The 15,438-nt window shown below is 32.2% G+C and carries 16 protein-coding genes; 7 read left to right on the top strand and 9 right to left on the bottom strand.

What is annotated here, in order from left to right; translation table 11 throughout:
* Window positions 1–44: 44 nt before the first annotated feature.
* Window positions 45–755 (top strand): AP2/ERF family transcription factor, encoded by a 711-nt coding sequence (locus tag KI338_RS04980; RefSeq protein ID WP_212919844.1) that lies wholly within the window; start codon window positions 45–47, stop codon window positions 753–755.
* Window positions 756–883: 128 nt separating this feature from the next.
* On the opposite strand, the gene KI338_RS04975 is transcribed toward KI338_RS04980, so the two are convergent.
* Both KI338_RS04975 and KI338_RS04970 read right to left on the bottom strand, forming a co-directional pair.
* The gene (locus KI338_RS04975; RefSeq protein WP_244853345.1) at window positions 884–1,231 is read right to left on the bottom strand and encodes a hypothetical protein; all 348 of its coding nucleotides are present in this window, start codon (window positions 1,229–1,231) and stop codon (window positions 884–886) included.
* A gap of 248 nt (window positions 1,232–1,479) precedes the next feature.
* Window positions 1,480–2,493 carry an amidase domain-containing protein gene (locus KI338_RS04970; RefSeq protein WP_212919843.1) on the bottom strand — a complete coding sequence of 338 codons (1,014 nt, stop codon included), beginning with the start codon at window positions 2,491–2,493 and terminating at the stop codon, window positions 1,480–1,482.
* A 400-nt stretch (window positions 2,494–2,893) separates the two neighbouring features.
* On the opposite strand from KI338_RS04970, the gene KI338_RS04965 reads away from it, so the two are divergent.
* Complete coding sequence (locus KI338_RS04965; RefSeq protein WP_306345298.1) at window positions 2,894–3,568, top strand: DUF6731 family protein; 675 nt, start codon at window positions 2,894–2,896, stop codon at window positions 3,566–3,568.
* Window positions 3,569–4,768: 1,200 nt separating this feature from the next.
* Window positions 4,769–5,089, top strand: a complete 321-nt coding sequence (locus tag KI338_RS04960; protein ID WP_212919841.1) for a YolD-like family protein — start codon at window positions 4,769–4,771, stop codon at window positions 5,087–5,089.
* A gap of 44 nt (window positions 5,090–5,133) precedes the next feature.
* Here KI338_RS04960 and KI338_RS04955 read toward each other — a convergent pair whose 3' ends face one another.
* Window positions 5,134–5,547, bottom strand: a complete 414-nt coding sequence (locus KI338_RS04955) for a hypothetical protein (protein WP_212919840.1) — start codon at window positions 5,545–5,547, stop codon at window positions 5,134–5,136.
* Window positions 5,548–6,292: 745 nt separating this feature from the next.
* On the opposite strand from KI338_RS04955, the gene KI338_RS04950 reads away from it, so the two are divergent.
* On the top strand, window positions 6,293–6,829 hold the full coding sequence (locus tag KI338_RS04950) for a CBO0543 family protein (protein ID WP_212919839.1): 537 nt from the start codon (window positions 6,293–6,295) through the stop codon (window positions 6,827–6,829).
* Window positions 6,830–8,697: 1,868 nt separating this feature from the next.
* On the opposite strand, the gene KI338_RS04945 is transcribed toward KI338_RS04950, so the two are convergent.
* From KI338_RS04945 to KI338_RS04920, 6 genes are all read right to left on the bottom strand, one after another.
* Complete coding sequence (locus KI338_RS04945; RefSeq protein WP_212919838.1) at window positions 8,698–9,126, bottom strand: DUF2243 domain-containing protein; 429 nt, start codon at window positions 9,124–9,126, stop codon at window positions 8,698–8,700.
* A 557-nt stretch (window positions 9,127–9,683) separates the two neighbouring features.
* Window positions 9,684–10,184, bottom strand: coding sequence for a hypothetical protein (locus KI338_RS04940; RefSeq protein ID WP_212919837.1), 501 nt, complete (start codon window positions 10,182–10,184; stop codon window positions 9,684–9,686).
* 7 nt (window positions 10,185–10,191) lie between these two features.
* Window positions 10,192–10,650: a hypothetical protein gene (locus KI338_RS04935; protein WP_212919836.1), complete on the bottom strand. Its 459-nt coding sequence runs from the start codon at window positions 10,648–10,650 to the stop codon at window positions 10,192–10,194.
* Between the two features lie 284 nt (window positions 10,651–10,934).
* A complete protein-coding gene (locus KI338_RS04930; protein ID WP_212919835.1) occupies window positions 10,935–11,216 on the bottom strand; it encodes a hypothetical protein in 282 nt (93 codons plus the stop codon).
* Window positions 11,217–11,283: 67 nt separating this feature from the next.
* Entirely contained in the window at window positions 11,284–11,619 is a 336-nt protein-coding gene (locus tag KI338_RS04925) for a hypothetical protein (RefSeq protein WP_212919834.1), read from the bottom strand.
* 625 nt (window positions 11,620–12,244) lie between these two features.
* Window positions 12,245–12,622 (bottom strand): PH domain-containing protein, encoded by a 378-nt coding sequence (locus KI338_RS04920; RefSeq protein ID WP_212919833.1) that lies wholly within the window; start codon window positions 12,620–12,622, stop codon window positions 12,245–12,247.
* A gap of 217 nt (window positions 12,623–12,839) precedes the next feature.
* On the opposite strand from KI338_RS04920, the gene KI338_RS04915 reads away from it, so the two are divergent.
* From KI338_RS04915 to gap, 3 genes are all read left to right on the top strand, one after another.
* Window positions 12,840–13,097, top strand: a complete 258-nt coding sequence (locus KI338_RS04915) for a glutaredoxin family protein (protein ID WP_212919832.1) — start codon at window positions 12,840–12,842, stop codon at window positions 13,095–13,097.
* 140 nt (window positions 13,098–13,237) lie between these two features.
* Window positions 13,238–14,266, top strand: a complete 1,029-nt coding sequence (locus KI338_RS04910) for a sugar-binding transcriptional regulator (protein WP_212919831.1) — start codon at window positions 13,238–13,240, stop codon at window positions 14,264–14,266.
* A 41-nt stretch (window positions 14,267–14,307) separates the two neighbouring features.
* Complete coding sequence (gene gap, locus KI338_RS04905) at window positions 14,308–15,315, top strand: type I glyceraldehyde-3-phosphate dehydrogenase (protein ID WP_212919830.1); 1,008 nt, start codon at window positions 14,308–14,310, stop codon at window positions 15,313–15,315.
* The last annotated feature ends 123 nt before the right edge of the window (window positions 15,316–15,438 follow it).

The following is a 15,438-nucleotide window of genomic DNA, read 5'->3' as shown; positions in this document are numbered from 1 at the left end:
GATATAATACCAGTAAGGACACATGAAAGTATTGGAGGTTTTATATGACTAACCCCAAAGATTATACAGGCGATAAATACGGTCGATTAACTTTAATTAAAGAGGTTGAACCCTACATACCACCCAGTCGTAGTTATAAAGCAAGAAGGTATTTGTGTAAGTGTGATTGTGGTAACGAGATTGAAGCAGTATTAAATGCTATTAGGTCGGGGAATACGAGGTCATGCGGATGTGTAAGTAGGGAGAAAACTATTAAAAGAAACAAAGAAAGTTCGAAGTATGGTGAGTATAAAAATCATTCACATTTTAGTAGATGGAGAGGTATGATTGAGCGTTGCTACTACCCAAATCATAGAGACTACCATCGTTACGGTGGCAGGGGGATCGAAGTATGTAGCGAGTGGAGAAACCATCCTAGAAAATTCATAAACTGGATTGAAACAGAAAGTAACTGGAAGGATGGCGAAAATTTAACGTTAGACAGAATAGACTATTATGGTAACTACGAACCAAGTAATTGTATTTTCTCAGACTACTCAAAGCAATCTTTAAACAGGGGCGTATTCTCATCTAACACTTCTGGGTATCCCGGAGTTAGTCGACATGGAGATAGGTGGAGATCTCGAATTACAGTCAATGGTAAAAGGATACATTTAGGAGTTTACGATACCAAAGAAGAAGCAATTAAAAGTCGAATGGAAAACGAATTAAAGTATTTCGGAAGGGTAAGAGCAGAAATTAATAAACTATTATAATGTAGAACAAATAAATGACTAACAAATTCTATTAGGAGTTTAATACAAAAGCCCTCTTGCGGAATCAAGAGGGCTTTGTTTTCTTCTTTATCTTTTAAGTCAGAAATAATTGTGAATTGATTTGTATCTTATTTTATTTTAATAATATATAAATGATTAGTAGTTGAAGTCAAATCTATTTCGTGACTACCTTTTCTGTAAAGAACCGATGCTCCTTCACGTTTAACCTTTTCCCATCCATTAGATTTGAGAACCATTTCATAAGAAAAGGGTATGCCATTTTCTTCGGATGCTCTAGACCAATAATAACTTATCCCATGCTCATCTTCTTTTATAAGTTTTGCAGTAAAGGGAACTGGAAAATCATATAGATCCTCTGCTTGTTCGTAATAAAATAGTGATATAAGATAGTAAAGAATACCAAGCCCTATAAGAGCTGCTAATAATGTATATTTCCATCTAATCTTTTTTTTCAATTCCCACACTTCTTTCTGTAGATAGAATTAATAATGTTAGTTATCGTAGACTGATTCAACAAAGAGAATAAATTGATAAGTCCCAAATTTGGAAGGAGAATGGTTAGGGATTTCAAAATTCAAAATTTTTAACATTGTTGCTAATTAATGTGATACATTAAATAAGCATTACGACCTAACTATTACGAATCTATAGAAAGGTCGTAAGAGGATTAAGCTTGATATTAAATGTAAAATATTGAGGAATTTTACATTTTAATAATGCGAAACGTAGTAAAACTGGTTATATAAGTTAATCTTTTAGTTAAGGCGGGATCAGAGTGCCCCGATAAAGCTATATCACCATCATATTTTGTATATACCCACATTGAATGGCTAAATCTCTGTGCACCTGGCTTTTTAAATTGTATTACATCACCAGTTTTAGCTTGGGCAACAATGTTTTTCTTACTTGTACTTGTGTAAGTAGCATGATTTCGATATAAGTGTTTATATAAATCTTCAACTACAGTCCATGAAGTACTTCTAGTCCATACAGCATCTGAATATCTCTTCTGAACAAACCAATATTTGGTATCATAAACTAAAGTAGTTACTGTACCTGGGCTAACTTGTTTCTTTCCGCCAGCCTCAAGGATTTGTGATACAAAGTTAGTACAATCGGCACTATATTTCGGGTAAAGTCCATTAAAGGAGTTATAAAACTTTGTTGCATATGCTCTTGCTTTTGTAATATTAATTGTATTTACAGCCATTAATTCAGGATTAAGTTGTTTAATTTCTTGTAACTTTGCTAACTCGTTTTCTTCTTGTAAAATTTCTTCCTCCATCTCACCGAGAGTAATGTCTTTTAAATTAGACATACTAAATTTTTCACCTGAGATTTCTAAGATAGTTTTATCTGTGTTCGATAAATCTGTGCTGTAAGTAAATGAATCATATTCTGACATTAGTTCAGTTTCAAATAAAGTTAATCGATGAAGATACTCGGCAAAGTAAGCAACAAACAAATGATATTCCGATAAATTTGCTAGTTTTTGGTCAGCATCATAAAGCATCTGTTTATTAACAAAATCAGTAAACTCTGGAGTTCCAATTTCTAAATGGTATCCATTATTGTCCAGATATTTCACTAGCATTTGCTCTATTTCGCCAAACGTATAATCATTGCGAGCTTTTTTTTCAGCCATTACATCGTTGCTCATGAATCCAAAGAATAGTATTAAACTGAAGAAACTAATAAAAATTGTATATTTTTTCAAGAATATCCTCTCCTTTCCATTATAAATATACAATGTTTTTTTAAAAAAACAATATATTTTTAATAATTCGACATAATTTAACAAAATTAGTGTTGATATGCTTTTCTCCTTGAAAAACATATCAAAAAGAAACTTTGTTTGGATAAGAATCTGCATGATTCCTTTGCAAACAAATAACCCCCGGCTGCGTAAGCAGTTAGGGCTTTTTAAATAATTTTTCCTATAAGTATATACAGGAGATATTTATAATGATAACATAGAAACATACGTTTCTTTTGTAAGCGCTTTTACAAAAAAGCTGGAAAATAGTCCCTCTTTGTCGACTGGTAAATATTCTATACAGGGGGGAATATAATTTGGCAAAGAATAAAAAAGTAGGTTTTAATTTTTTTGACCACTAATAAATACACATACAGGGGACGTAAGGTTATTTACTTTTTTCCATATTCTAGAGGATATTAGGAGCGAATACATAAAAGCTAGGGTACGGATCAGTAAGGGTATTGGTCCAAAAGAATATAAACTTATATACAGGTACAATGATGAACCAGCAAGATTGGCAGATGTATCTGTCGACATTGAAATGAGGTATTACCATTTAGTTTTCGAAAGACTTGATTATCAGGTACCAAATCGAACCACACTACATGGAGAGTCAGAAGCACTAGATCTGCAAGACGACGAGTATATTGGTATTGATGTTAATGTTTTATATGATCCACATCATCATATTTTTATGATTCAAAGAAATAGAAGTTCACTTGGCCCATCTGGAATTGAATCATTCTTAAGAACAATAATTAGTGACTATCATCACGATTTTAACGATGAATTTAATTTAGCTATCGTTTCTGACGAACTGGCCAAAAAAAGGACATTTAACCAAAGTGCTTATCGCAAGCTCCATGTTAAGGTGGCTGGATTAAAGGCGAATGGTCTTGTAGAAAAGTTACGTAGTAAAAGTGGTGTTGCGGGTGGTGTTGGGACAGTTGAAATAACATTCAATTTAGATACTCCTAGGAATGCAAAAATTGATGAGGATTTTGCAAAGAGCATACTAGAAAAATTTTATTGACGATCCCGAAGTATTAAAGTTGCAAATTCGGGCAAAAGAAAATGAGAATAGTGTTGTAGAACCCATCGATTTAATTGACCATAAGCTTCAAACGTTTATAGAGTTTGATTTTAGAACAGATAGGCAGCTAAATCTGATTACTGCATTTTATAAAATGGTAAAAAGATATGATATAGAAAATGGAGGTTTCAAAAATAAAGTGTTAAGGGCGTGATAAAGTGAAGTGTAGGTTTTCATATGTCTTTATCATTGTAGCTTCTATAGTTTCAATCTTATTAGGCGCGCTAGTTTTCAATTTTACCTCTTTTTATTCTTTTAAAGGTTTTGATAAAGCTTTGGATGGAGTACTATTATTCTCTAGTACTAGTATTAGCCTAGGTTTTTACGGGGCATGTTTAAGTGTTATTGCATCGATTTTTAATAATAAAGTAATTAGAGAGATTATCCAAGAAAAAGAAGAAAAAAGGAATTTATTATCTTAGTTTGTTTAACCTTATTGGTAGGATTCATTACAGTAGTTGTTACTATTTTGTATCAGGTTTTATTAGAAAACGGCGAAGTATCTAATGGTTTTTATAATACCATTAGTTCCATATGGTCAGCAGCGACATTGATGTTTATATTTATGAATTTTATTTTCATTTTAGTTTCACTTTTAATCTTTTTTGGTAATTCAGAAGGTAATGAAGTAAATAGTAATGAAGATGTTTATGAATTACCTCTTGAGAATTCGCCCTTTAAATAAACCCATCTTACATGGGTTTATTTTTTGGACTAATTAAGATTCAAAGCATAAAAAAATAGCACTAAAAGGCTTCGTACAACATGAGTTTATATTCTGCATTTCCTGCCTAATTCACTATCTTTATCCCCTTAAATATTTAAAGAATCTCTGTATGTTCCTGTAAAATTTTACCACTTGAAAACGAACTAATGTTCTTATATAATAAATGCGAACAAGTGTTCTATAAGTTGGTCTAAATATGAAAGGATTATTCCAACAATCTATTGATAACAAAGAGAAAATTGTCATCTTTTACATTGATAATAATAACAATGTTACTCAGCGGTTTATTCGTGTTATCAGCATGAATGGCAATACCATAGTAGCTTTTTGCTATTGGCGTAAGAAGGTAAGAACCTTCAAACTTGAGAATATCCTTTCAGCAGGACCAAACAGAAAGAGAGTGGGAGCATAATATGGATGTGAATGATCGTGGTAGTATTAAATGGACGGCTATGATGCTTCCAGAGCATCAAGAACTACTAAGGAGAGTGTGGAAACAGCAGGAATACAAGGATAGGCCAAATCTTGACGAACAACAGATCGAAGAAATAAATATGAAGCTGCAGCTCGCTATTCATGATGACCTGTCTGTTATTATTAAATACTATAGTGACAATGATTATAAGCAAGTCAGAGGTAAACTTACTAAGATTGATACAATGAATAAATGTTTGTTACTGAAAGACGGAACTAAAATTGATTTTATTAATATAATTGATGTAAAGATAGATTAGCCCTCCAAGCAGGAGGACTTTTATAGTATATAGGGTTTGTTACTTTACTTCAAATGTTTATAGTCTAATACTTCTACATTAAAATTATTATCACACGCGATTTTAGGACTATCACAAGATGGATATATCCTTACTTTTACAAGATCCTCTGAATATGCAAATGGGCTATTTTCGAAAGTAGGAACTTGAATTTTTATGGATATATCATACGAATGGTTATTGTTATAAACAATCTTAACTATTCTCTGTTTCTGCCAGCCGAAGCCAGAATCCTCTTGTCCTCCATATTCTTCTATGACCTTTTTATCAATAGCAGGAAATATGATATCCCAAATAATATCTTCTGTTGTCACATACCAGTCTTCCGCAAAGGGTTTAATTTCCTCTGTGGTAGCATCAACCAAGTTATTTAAACTAAACAGTAGTAAAGCTGCAAATGAAATAATTACTCTACTCACGATAGTAACTCCTATAAGCTGTTTTCCATTATATTTTTCCCTATAAAAATAAAATTATTGGCACTTTCACTTTACTATCATGTGATTATCTACAAAGGAAGAGCAGAATGTCGTATCAGAACCGAATCTTTGCGGGTTTATTTTATGTGTAAAAATAAAATATAGGCTAATCCAGCAAGTTCAACACAAAGTATATTTTCATGGATTTATAAAAAGATATTATTAAACTATACAAAATGTGCAGGATTATCAGTAGAAGGAGAAATATCAATGTTCACTGGAACAATAACATTTATAGTAAGTTGGTTGGCGTTTTTTTCTTTTTCTAACAAGAAGAAACTTCCTTTGTTTTTAAGCACTATATACTTAGGAATAATCTATTCATTTATTACAGATTTACTGATATTGATTTATCCTTTATGGTACTATCCGGGAACAAAGCTAGAAATCTTTTTCATTCAGATATTAAATGGATTTGGAATATATTTTGTAGTTATTTACTTTTTCCTACACTCATTACCGAAAAAACAAACGAACTTATCAATTATTAGGTATATATTTTATTGGACTGCTTTTTCTATTGTAATTGAACTTATTTATCTGTATATCGGGTTTATTGAACATAGATTATGGTGGAATATAGGGTTATCATATCTAGCAGATTGGATATTATTCGGTATGTTCTACCTCCATCATAGGTGGGTATCAAATAAGTGAACATTAATACTAACTTAGGAGGACTAATATGAAGGAAAGTTGGGAAGAGGTTGTCAAGATAACAAGGCAGTTTAATAATATACAATTGGAACATTGGTTAAATGATACCTTATTTACTTTCAGATGGTGGATTCTATTGTTCACAACCTTAGTTTTCCTTTTTGTATGGTTGATTATATTAGACAAGAAGAGAATTTTTGAGATTACTACATACGGATTTATGGTTGCATTTACAGCAGTAATTGCAGATATAACAGGGGTTTTCCTGATGTTATGGCAATACAAACATACGTTAACACCACTATCTATAGTTATTGAAATTGATACAATACTTATGCCAATAATTTATATGATTATTTATCAATATTTTAATACATGGAAATCCTTTATAATCGCTGTCATAATTCAAGCGTTTATTTTTTCATTTATTTTGGAACCATTATTGGTATGGTTACAAGTATACGTACTATACCATTGGAAACATATCTATTCGTTTATCCCTTATATCATTATAGCAGTGGTATTTAAGGGTGTAATATATAAGCTTAAGCAGCATTATGAATAGCCTGGTATAGAAATCCATCTTTAGAATTGAACGTATTCTTCTAGAAGAATCCCCCTCCTGCTTCCACAAGAAGGGTAATCTTGTTCAAATCCAATTTCTTAATCCCATTCCGGAGTAAACTCTAGGGTCACATTCTTATCTTCCTTTTCTTCTTCCGGTTTTTTATCATACCAACCTTGTCCCGGTCGATGAAAGGATTTAATAATTTATCTAATAGGACATCGTCTCCATAACTCATTTATATCACTCCATTTCAGTTTTTTTATAGTGTACCAAAATGGATCTGTAGAAAATGAGGAAAGTTTTTAAAGCAAAGCGATCTTTTTATCTGTATTTCAATAAAAATCTGGAAACTTTCCTTGATTAACTAAAGATTTGTATCTATTAATCTACGAATAAATGTTAGTTCTTTTCAAATCGTGTTAGCAATTTCGTTTGTAATTTTGTTAGCAATCCATTAAGTTTTAACATCCATTAACCTATACCAAAAATAGCAATAGACTACAGATTTTTTTGCAAAACCACAGTTAAACACATTATGATAACTTTAATTGAAGTACCTGTTTATATAGGTTGTAGTTTCCGATGGTATAGTAAATAATTAAAAATTCAATTGACAACCGATAAAAAGACAATTTTGTTATTCAATAGCCCTTTTTAAATCACCCTCTATCTACATATTTCGACAAGGGTAGCAAAAATCCTGCTGGATTATATATAAGTACGCCCAACACGGTGTGGATTAAATCTTGACTTCCTTCTGAAATTAATAGGTTTATTTCAGAACCCGATGGTTAGAATTTGGTTAGAATTCCATAAAAATAGCAAGGGAATGAGATTCACTCAAACCCTTGCAACATTTGACTTCAAATACGCGCCCAAAGGGATTCGAACCCCCGACAAACCTGGTACCGGAAACCAATCGAGCCGATTTCACCACATTTTAAACCGCTATAATTATTACTTATTAATGCAAAGGAAAGGAATATTATTATGCTTATGCAGGTCTTACTTTTCATGTTTTTTCCACCTTGTGTAGTTATAAAAGAATTGTATTAGAAAAAGAATTAAGAAGAAAACTGAAACAATAAGAGTTTCCTTAAAATCGAAACTAGCCAATAAGTTTATAGCGAAAATTAAAATAACTAGCACTGGAAACAACCATAGGGTTCGAATCATTTTCCTTCTATATGTCAATCTATCGTAAAAAAATACAAACCCACTATCTTTCTTTTCTTTGTTCTTGAAAATTAACGAAAAAATTAAAGAAACAATAAGTCCTACTATAAGTGATAAAATGATAATTTCATATGGTATAGACACAATAATCCCCCCAATTTAAACTATCCTTATCTATTAATACGAACAAATATGTATAAAGTTTCCCCCTATATTTATTTAAGAACATTATCATAATCGTATGAAATTAAGTAAAGCCTCGTCTGAGGTAATAGGTTCTGGAGCTTTTCTACTTTAGGAAAAATTAGAAAAGTTTTTATGGAGTTTTAGAGGTGAACTTTCCCAATTTGTAAATAAAGGTGTTTCGTATAATAAAGACGATAGTAGTAGATGAATAGAGAAGTAGTCTTAGAAAAAGAAAAAGAAATATATTAAAAGATTTTTAAGTGATTGATTTTTTCTTCTTAGGTCTGCATGTACAGATAGACTAAAAGCTACCTTTATAGTTAGGATTTAAAAAATTGCATTTTTACCTTTTTGGAATTCGAACTAATTTGAGGATCATTATTCATCTACCAAAAAATCGTTAGTATTCAGTAGTAATTTTAGTAAATCAATCAGACTGATTCATTTTCTAGATCAAATTAGACATGAACACTTTTAATATCTTAGTGGTATATGCTTTATATTTAGCCTTTTGCTGAACTGATTTTCATAAAAAGCAGTCCAATAATAATTATAATAATCCCAGTGACGTCAAATAGAATGTCGTATAAAAATTGATTTGGACCTGGTTTCACATGGTGTATTTGTAGAATATGGTGGTTTAAGATACCTTCTATAAAATTAAATATACCTGCACCAAGAAATAATCCACTTAAAAAGGTAAAGTTATTATTTTTTGAATCTGATGGATCGCTTTTCCATAAGATAACTGCACCAATAAAAATAACAATTGTAACAATTAAATGAAACAAGCCATCACTGACTATTTGGTTAAACCTATTCGTGTGCATATAAATACTATGCCATTGTAAAATTTGGTGGAAAACAATACCGTCCATCATTCCGATTGTTCCAATTCCTAGAAGGAAAGATCCTACAAACGTTGAACGCATAATAGAAAACTCCTTTGTTTATTCTTTATTAAAATAATTGACATAAAAGTAAGGGTTTATAAGCTTTCATTAAAAATGAAAGAAGCAATTAAAATATATATGAATTATTGAATCGCCCTCGATGCGGTACTTTTTCCTCTTAGAAAGTGCAGAGAAACACTCCTTTTATGTCTATGTTAATGCCTTTTAAGGTAATGCTTAAATAACCTTTTTGTAGGAACAAGGAGAAACAAAGTAATACATATCAGGGCAAAGGTAAGTGGGATGAGTTTGGAGTAGGAGAAGAGTTTTAAATAAAAGAGGACCTCCAATATCGAAATTCTGTTAAATTAATGGCAACTTTAGAGTGCTGTTTATTCTAGAAATGTCAGGCTCACTGAAAACCACTTGCTCATTTACTTCTTGTAAAATTTATGTACCCTATTCCATTTAAATTAATTTTATTAATGCAAGTAAGTAAAATCACTAGTAGCTACCCAGCTTTTCTAGTTTATTATCCTTAAAGGAATAAACCTATGATTAAAAATTATCTATGTAGATTAGGTTAAAACTACAGGCTATTTCTGTAAAGAACTACAATAAACTCGCTGGATTAATTTTAGATAGAGAATACATAACGATAGCACAGAAAAATAAACAATAAAGGAATATAGCAAATTCCATCTAATATAAATAAATACGTTGAATAATGAAGCAATCCATTCCGAGAAAACTAGTAAAATTGACCATAGAAATATATAGAGAATGGTAAACATACCTTTTAACTTCCAACTAGCTAAGAAATTCACAAAAAAATAACCAATTAACGGGTATGCTATTTCCAGACATAACCAGTCAAATAAATCTTGCTTGAACGTATCTAAAGCAAGATAATGTTGAAACTTAATACCTACAACATAATCGGTCCATTTTCCTATCGTAGCAAAATAAATTAATACTGCTACAATCACAGCTGAAGATAAAACATTACGAAAAATAATTAATCCTAAAGTTAATAAAAAAAGAGCCATGATGACAAACCACTCATTTTCATCAAAATGGATAGGAAGTAATAACATAATCTATTTAAACTCCCTTCAATAGTGAATAGAAAAAACTTCGAAATATATATGCAATGAGAAGTACGGAAGTCCAAACGATAAGTGAGTCCCATATTGACATTTGGTAGTGCTCAATTAGTCCTACGACATCAGCAAGATATTCGATAAGAATGAGCAAAAAAGGGCTTATTATGATAAACAAATATTTCCAAACTAGTGTACGAATGGATAAAATAATCCCAAGCATACAAGTTATGAGTGCGGGCATCATTGCTGCTGAAACTAATACAAATGAAATAAATTCTTCCATTCTATCTGAAGTTTTTATATGGTTAAGGTTTAAACCCCACATACTATACACATTATTTACGATGTTAGAGATAAACACTATTAGTACAATTACTTCAATTTTATGGAGACTTTTTGTGCGAAACGCGAGAATAGTTAATAGTACAGTTAGTAAGAGGGCTATGGAGAGTATCATTTAAAATACCTCATCTTTGGAACTTTTATTTTCTTTATATTTTCCAAACTTAAGGATTTAATTCTTTTACTACTTATTATTGCAAAGAAATTAATGCAATCTATTTTTTTCAAATACATAAAAGAGCGTTGGAATATATTTCTTCATTGCAAGGAAATAGGTGAACCAAGTAAAGAAACAATAGTTATCCTAAGAAATGTAATTTGGGCTATAGCGAGGTGTGGTAAGAATTGTTTGAAAATACGAAGAAGAAGCGAGCGTCATTAAATTAATGACGCTAAAGTTTAGCTTCTTCTACGGTTATTTGACGGTATATTATATAATTTTGGTGAACTCGCGTCATTGTTATATTTTATAGGTCTTCTCTCTTTTCTCTCCATCAAAGAATCGAATTTTCTTATTGCTAAATCGAATTCTTTACTATTTAGACGATTAGTGGCATAAAGAGAACATAACATAGCATAAGCAATTGCAGTTGTATCAATGTCTATTGTGATATCGACATCAGAATTACCGCTTTTCCCAACAGTTGCGTTATCTTCATGTTTAATAAACCGATCATGCATGCAAATCTTCTCCTTTGCTTAAAAATAGAAGGATACTAGCCGGAGCTAATATCCTTCCAATGCGGAATTAGTCTCGGTCCCTCTCGTGCCTACGTTCCCTCTCACTCTCTCTCTGTCTCTGCCTCTGATTCTGCTCCTGATCTTGGTCTTGTTCCGCTTCGGCTCTTGACCTTACTCTTGAGCGTGATTCACTATCTACTCTTACATCCAGATCAACTCGGGCGTTACCACTTCTAATTACTTTTGCAATATTGGTATTTTTGTCTCGAACATCAATATCATTATCATTGTCGAGATCGTTATCCAACCTTGCATCTAGTTCATTTTCTACTCTATTTTCTACTTCATTTCTGGAGCGTGATGGATTAGTATCGAAATCATTGTTTCTCCATACTCTACTCATCCATATCACCTCCTTTCCTATTCACTTATTAGTTAAAGTATTCAAAAGTCATCATATTGGCTGGTTATATATTCTACTAAATTAGCATATTTTTTGTATTATCTATGGGAAGAAAGATGTCTATTTTATTGAGTTCTTTCTAATTCATATCATCTGAGATTGTAAAAGGATGGACTGGGAACAGCGATATGTATTATTTGAAGAAAAAGATGTAAAAAGTTAATCGGAAAATCAAGGATGTAGTTGTTAAACGAAAAGCATGATGTAGAGGATTAGGAAAGGAAACTATGTGCATGTGGGAAATCATGTATGTATTGAAATAAATTCCCAAATTTGCTGTTCACTCTAGTTAGGGAAATTATCGTTATTTGTAAGATAACCAAATAACTGTTCATATCACAAGTTTTCAAAAGTTTTTTATAAAAAATAACAGCAAGGACTTTACCTTGCTGTCATCATGTATTTCATTACATATTAAAATCATAAAAAATAGGCGTGAGTATTAGTTTCAATCATAAGTTACTGATTAAAAGTAAAAAATAAATTCAGTGTTAAATTTTTTTCTACATTTGTTCTTGTTTTTTTAAGAATTTATGATTTGTAGATTATCAAGTTATAAATGTACTTATTTACATACAGTTGCTAATACTTTTTGAACATCATAAATGCTTTTATCTTTTTTAAATTGCTTCTGTATAGCTGGAAGCTCCGCACCTGAAATCCAAATTTTTAACTCAGCATCCAAGTCAAAATGTCCTGCGGATTCTACACTGAAGTGGGAAATGCTTTTGTATGGTATCGAGTGATATTCTGTCTTTTTACCGGTTAGCCCTTGCTTATCCACCAATATCAGCCTGCTATCTGTAAATACAATTAAATCTCTTATTAATTTGAAAGCTACATCGATTTCTTCTCCATTTGCAAGTAAGTCACCAATTTCTTTTTGTACTTCCTCTTTCTTGACTGTTGATGCATTACCCATGATTCCACTTAGAAAACCCATTGTTATTCCTCCTTTAATCCAATTTGAAACCTTAGTATATTTACAAGATATCTTAAACAATTAGGTAATTATTGAATATTTCAACTTCTACTTATATATTAGGGATATTATTCAAATATTGCAAGAAGATCATAACGGAAAGGACTAACCACCAAAATTGCTTAAGTGCGAGCTACTTTTGTATACTAGCACTAGATAACTAAAGTAGGTGATTAAAATGGATAAAGTATATTTTTATACAAAAGAAAATTGTTCACTTTGTGATGATGCAGAGGCATTTTTAGAAATGTTCCAGCAGGATTATGAATTCGAGATAGAAAAAAGAGATATATATACGAATGATGACTGGCTGGAAAAATACCATTTATTAATTCCGGTAATTACTATTAAAGACATTGAACTTGATTGTGAACATGTTGACTATGGTACGTTACAGCGAACGATCGAAGATAATCTTCCAATAAGAAAAAGATAGAGCTATTTTCTTTGTATATTTTTAACAATGTGGTAAGATACTACTATACATAGTCATCTATGTGATTTTTTTTGGGACATGTGGGACACATTTTATAGCAGTGGGACATTTTCGCTCCCGATATTCAAAGGAGAAATGTCATGAAGGCATTGATCGATTTGCAAAAAGTACTAATACCTGATTTGTTGGAAGTAATGCGAACTAGATATTCTCTTTTACACAGTGTGAACCTTTATCAACCGATAGGAAGAAGGGGGCTAGCTGAAAGTAGTGCATTAACAGAAAGACAAGTTCGAAGTGAAATTGATTTTTTACATGAACAAGGATTATTAGAAGTCACTACTAAGGGAATGCTTATTACTGAACAAGGGAAAATGTTACTCGATCAGTTAGCACAGGTAATGAATGAAATAACAGAACTAAGTGTTTTAGAAAAAGAAATTAAGGAAACATTACAAGTAGAGAATGTTGTAATTGTCCCAGGTAATAGTGATGAGCATGAATGGATTAAGCAAGAGATGGGGAAAGCTTGTGTTGCCTATCTGAAGCAAATCATTCGACGAAATTCGACCATAGCAGTAACTGGAGGAACAACCATGGCCTCTATTGCAAGTGTCATGACACCATTAGAAAAGGCAAGTAACTACTTATTTGTTCCTGCCCGTGGTGGTATTGGTGAAGAGGTCGAAAATCAAGCAAACACGATTGCTTCACAAATGTCTCGAAAAGCACAAGGAAATTATCGATTGCTATATGTCCCAGATCCGATAAGTGAAACATCTTATCAAAATATGATTAAAGAGCCTTCAGTCATCGAGATTTTAGAGTTGATACGTAATGCTGATATTGTTCTACATGGTATCGGTGATGCAATTACAATGGCCAAACGTCGAAAGACACCTGATGAAGTTATCCAGCATTTAGTAGAAAAAAAGGCGGTTAGCGAAGCATTTGGGTATTATTTCGATCAAGAGGGTAATGTGGTCCACAAGGTTCGTACAGTTGGTTTACAGCTAGAAGATTTAGAGAAAATGGATAATGTGATTACCGTTGCTGGTGGACAATCTAAGGCAAAAGCAATCCAATCCTACTTCAAGCATGGTAAAAGTACGATGCTAATCACGGATGAAGCAGCAGCACACCAGATTTTAAGGGATGCTTCCCTTTAAAATAATTTTTAAGATTAGAGAATTTTTAGGAGGAATATACTATGACAGTAAAAGTTGGTATTAATGGTTTTGGACGTATTGGACGTAATGTATTTCGTCAAGCTTTAAAAAGAGATGATGTCGAAATCGTAGCAGTAAACGATTTAACAGATGCAAATATGCTAGCACATTTATTAAAATATGATTCTGTTCATGGCGTATTGGAAGAAGAAATTACCGTTAATGGTTCCAATATTGTTGTAAATGGAAAAGAGATAAAAGTTCTTGCTGAGCGTGACCCAGCTAATCTTCCATGGGGAGAGTTAGGTGTGGAAGTTGTTGTTGAATCTACTGGTCGTTTTGTAGACCGTGATTCTTCTCAAAAACATATTGATGCTGGTGCGAAAAAGGTAATTATTTCAGCTCCTGCAAAAAATGAAGACCTTACAGTAGTTATGGGTGTTAACCATAATCAATATGATCCTAGCAAGCACCATATCGTTTCTAACGCATCTTGTACTACAAACTGTTTAGCTCCATTTGCTAAAGTATTAAATGATAAATTTGGTGTGAAGCGTGGTTTAATGACAACTGTTCACGCGTATACAAATGACCAACAAATTTTAGATTTACCACATAAAGATTATCGTCGTGCACGTGCGGCTGCTGAAAACATTATTCCAACTACTACTGGTGCAGCTAAAGCAGTTGCTCTAGTATTACCTGAATTAAAAGGTAAATTAAATGGTATGGCAGTACGTGTTCCAGTTCCAGATGGATCAATGGTTGATTTAGTGGCAGAGCTTGAAAAAGAAGTTACAGCTGAAGAAGTGAACCAAGCATTTAAAGAGGCTGCAGAAGGTGAACTTAAAGGTATCTTTGAATACAGCGAAGCTCCTCTAGTATCTAGTGATATTGTTGGAAACACTCACTCTTCTATCCTTGATGGCCTATCTACTATGGTTATGGAAGGTAACCTAGTAAAAGTTCTTTCATGGTATGACAACGAAATGGGTTATTCTACTCGTGTTGTTGACTTAGCTTCATACATGGGACAAAAAGGTCTATAATATAAAGATGAATTAGTGAAAAGGCGGAGGAGCAAATTCTCCTCCTTTTCTCATGTTTGTCGCAAGGTATTACTTCCATTCCTTTATGGCTTTTTATAAAATGAGTATGGACGTAACTTAAGG

Source organism: Ornithinibacillus bavariensis (genome assembly GCF_018333235.1).
Taxonomy (GTDB): domain Bacteria; phylum Bacillota; class Bacilli; order Bacillales; family Amphibacillaceae; genus Ornithinibacillus; species Ornithinibacillus bavariensis.
This window is presented reverse-complemented; position numbering and strand designations above follow the sequence as displayed.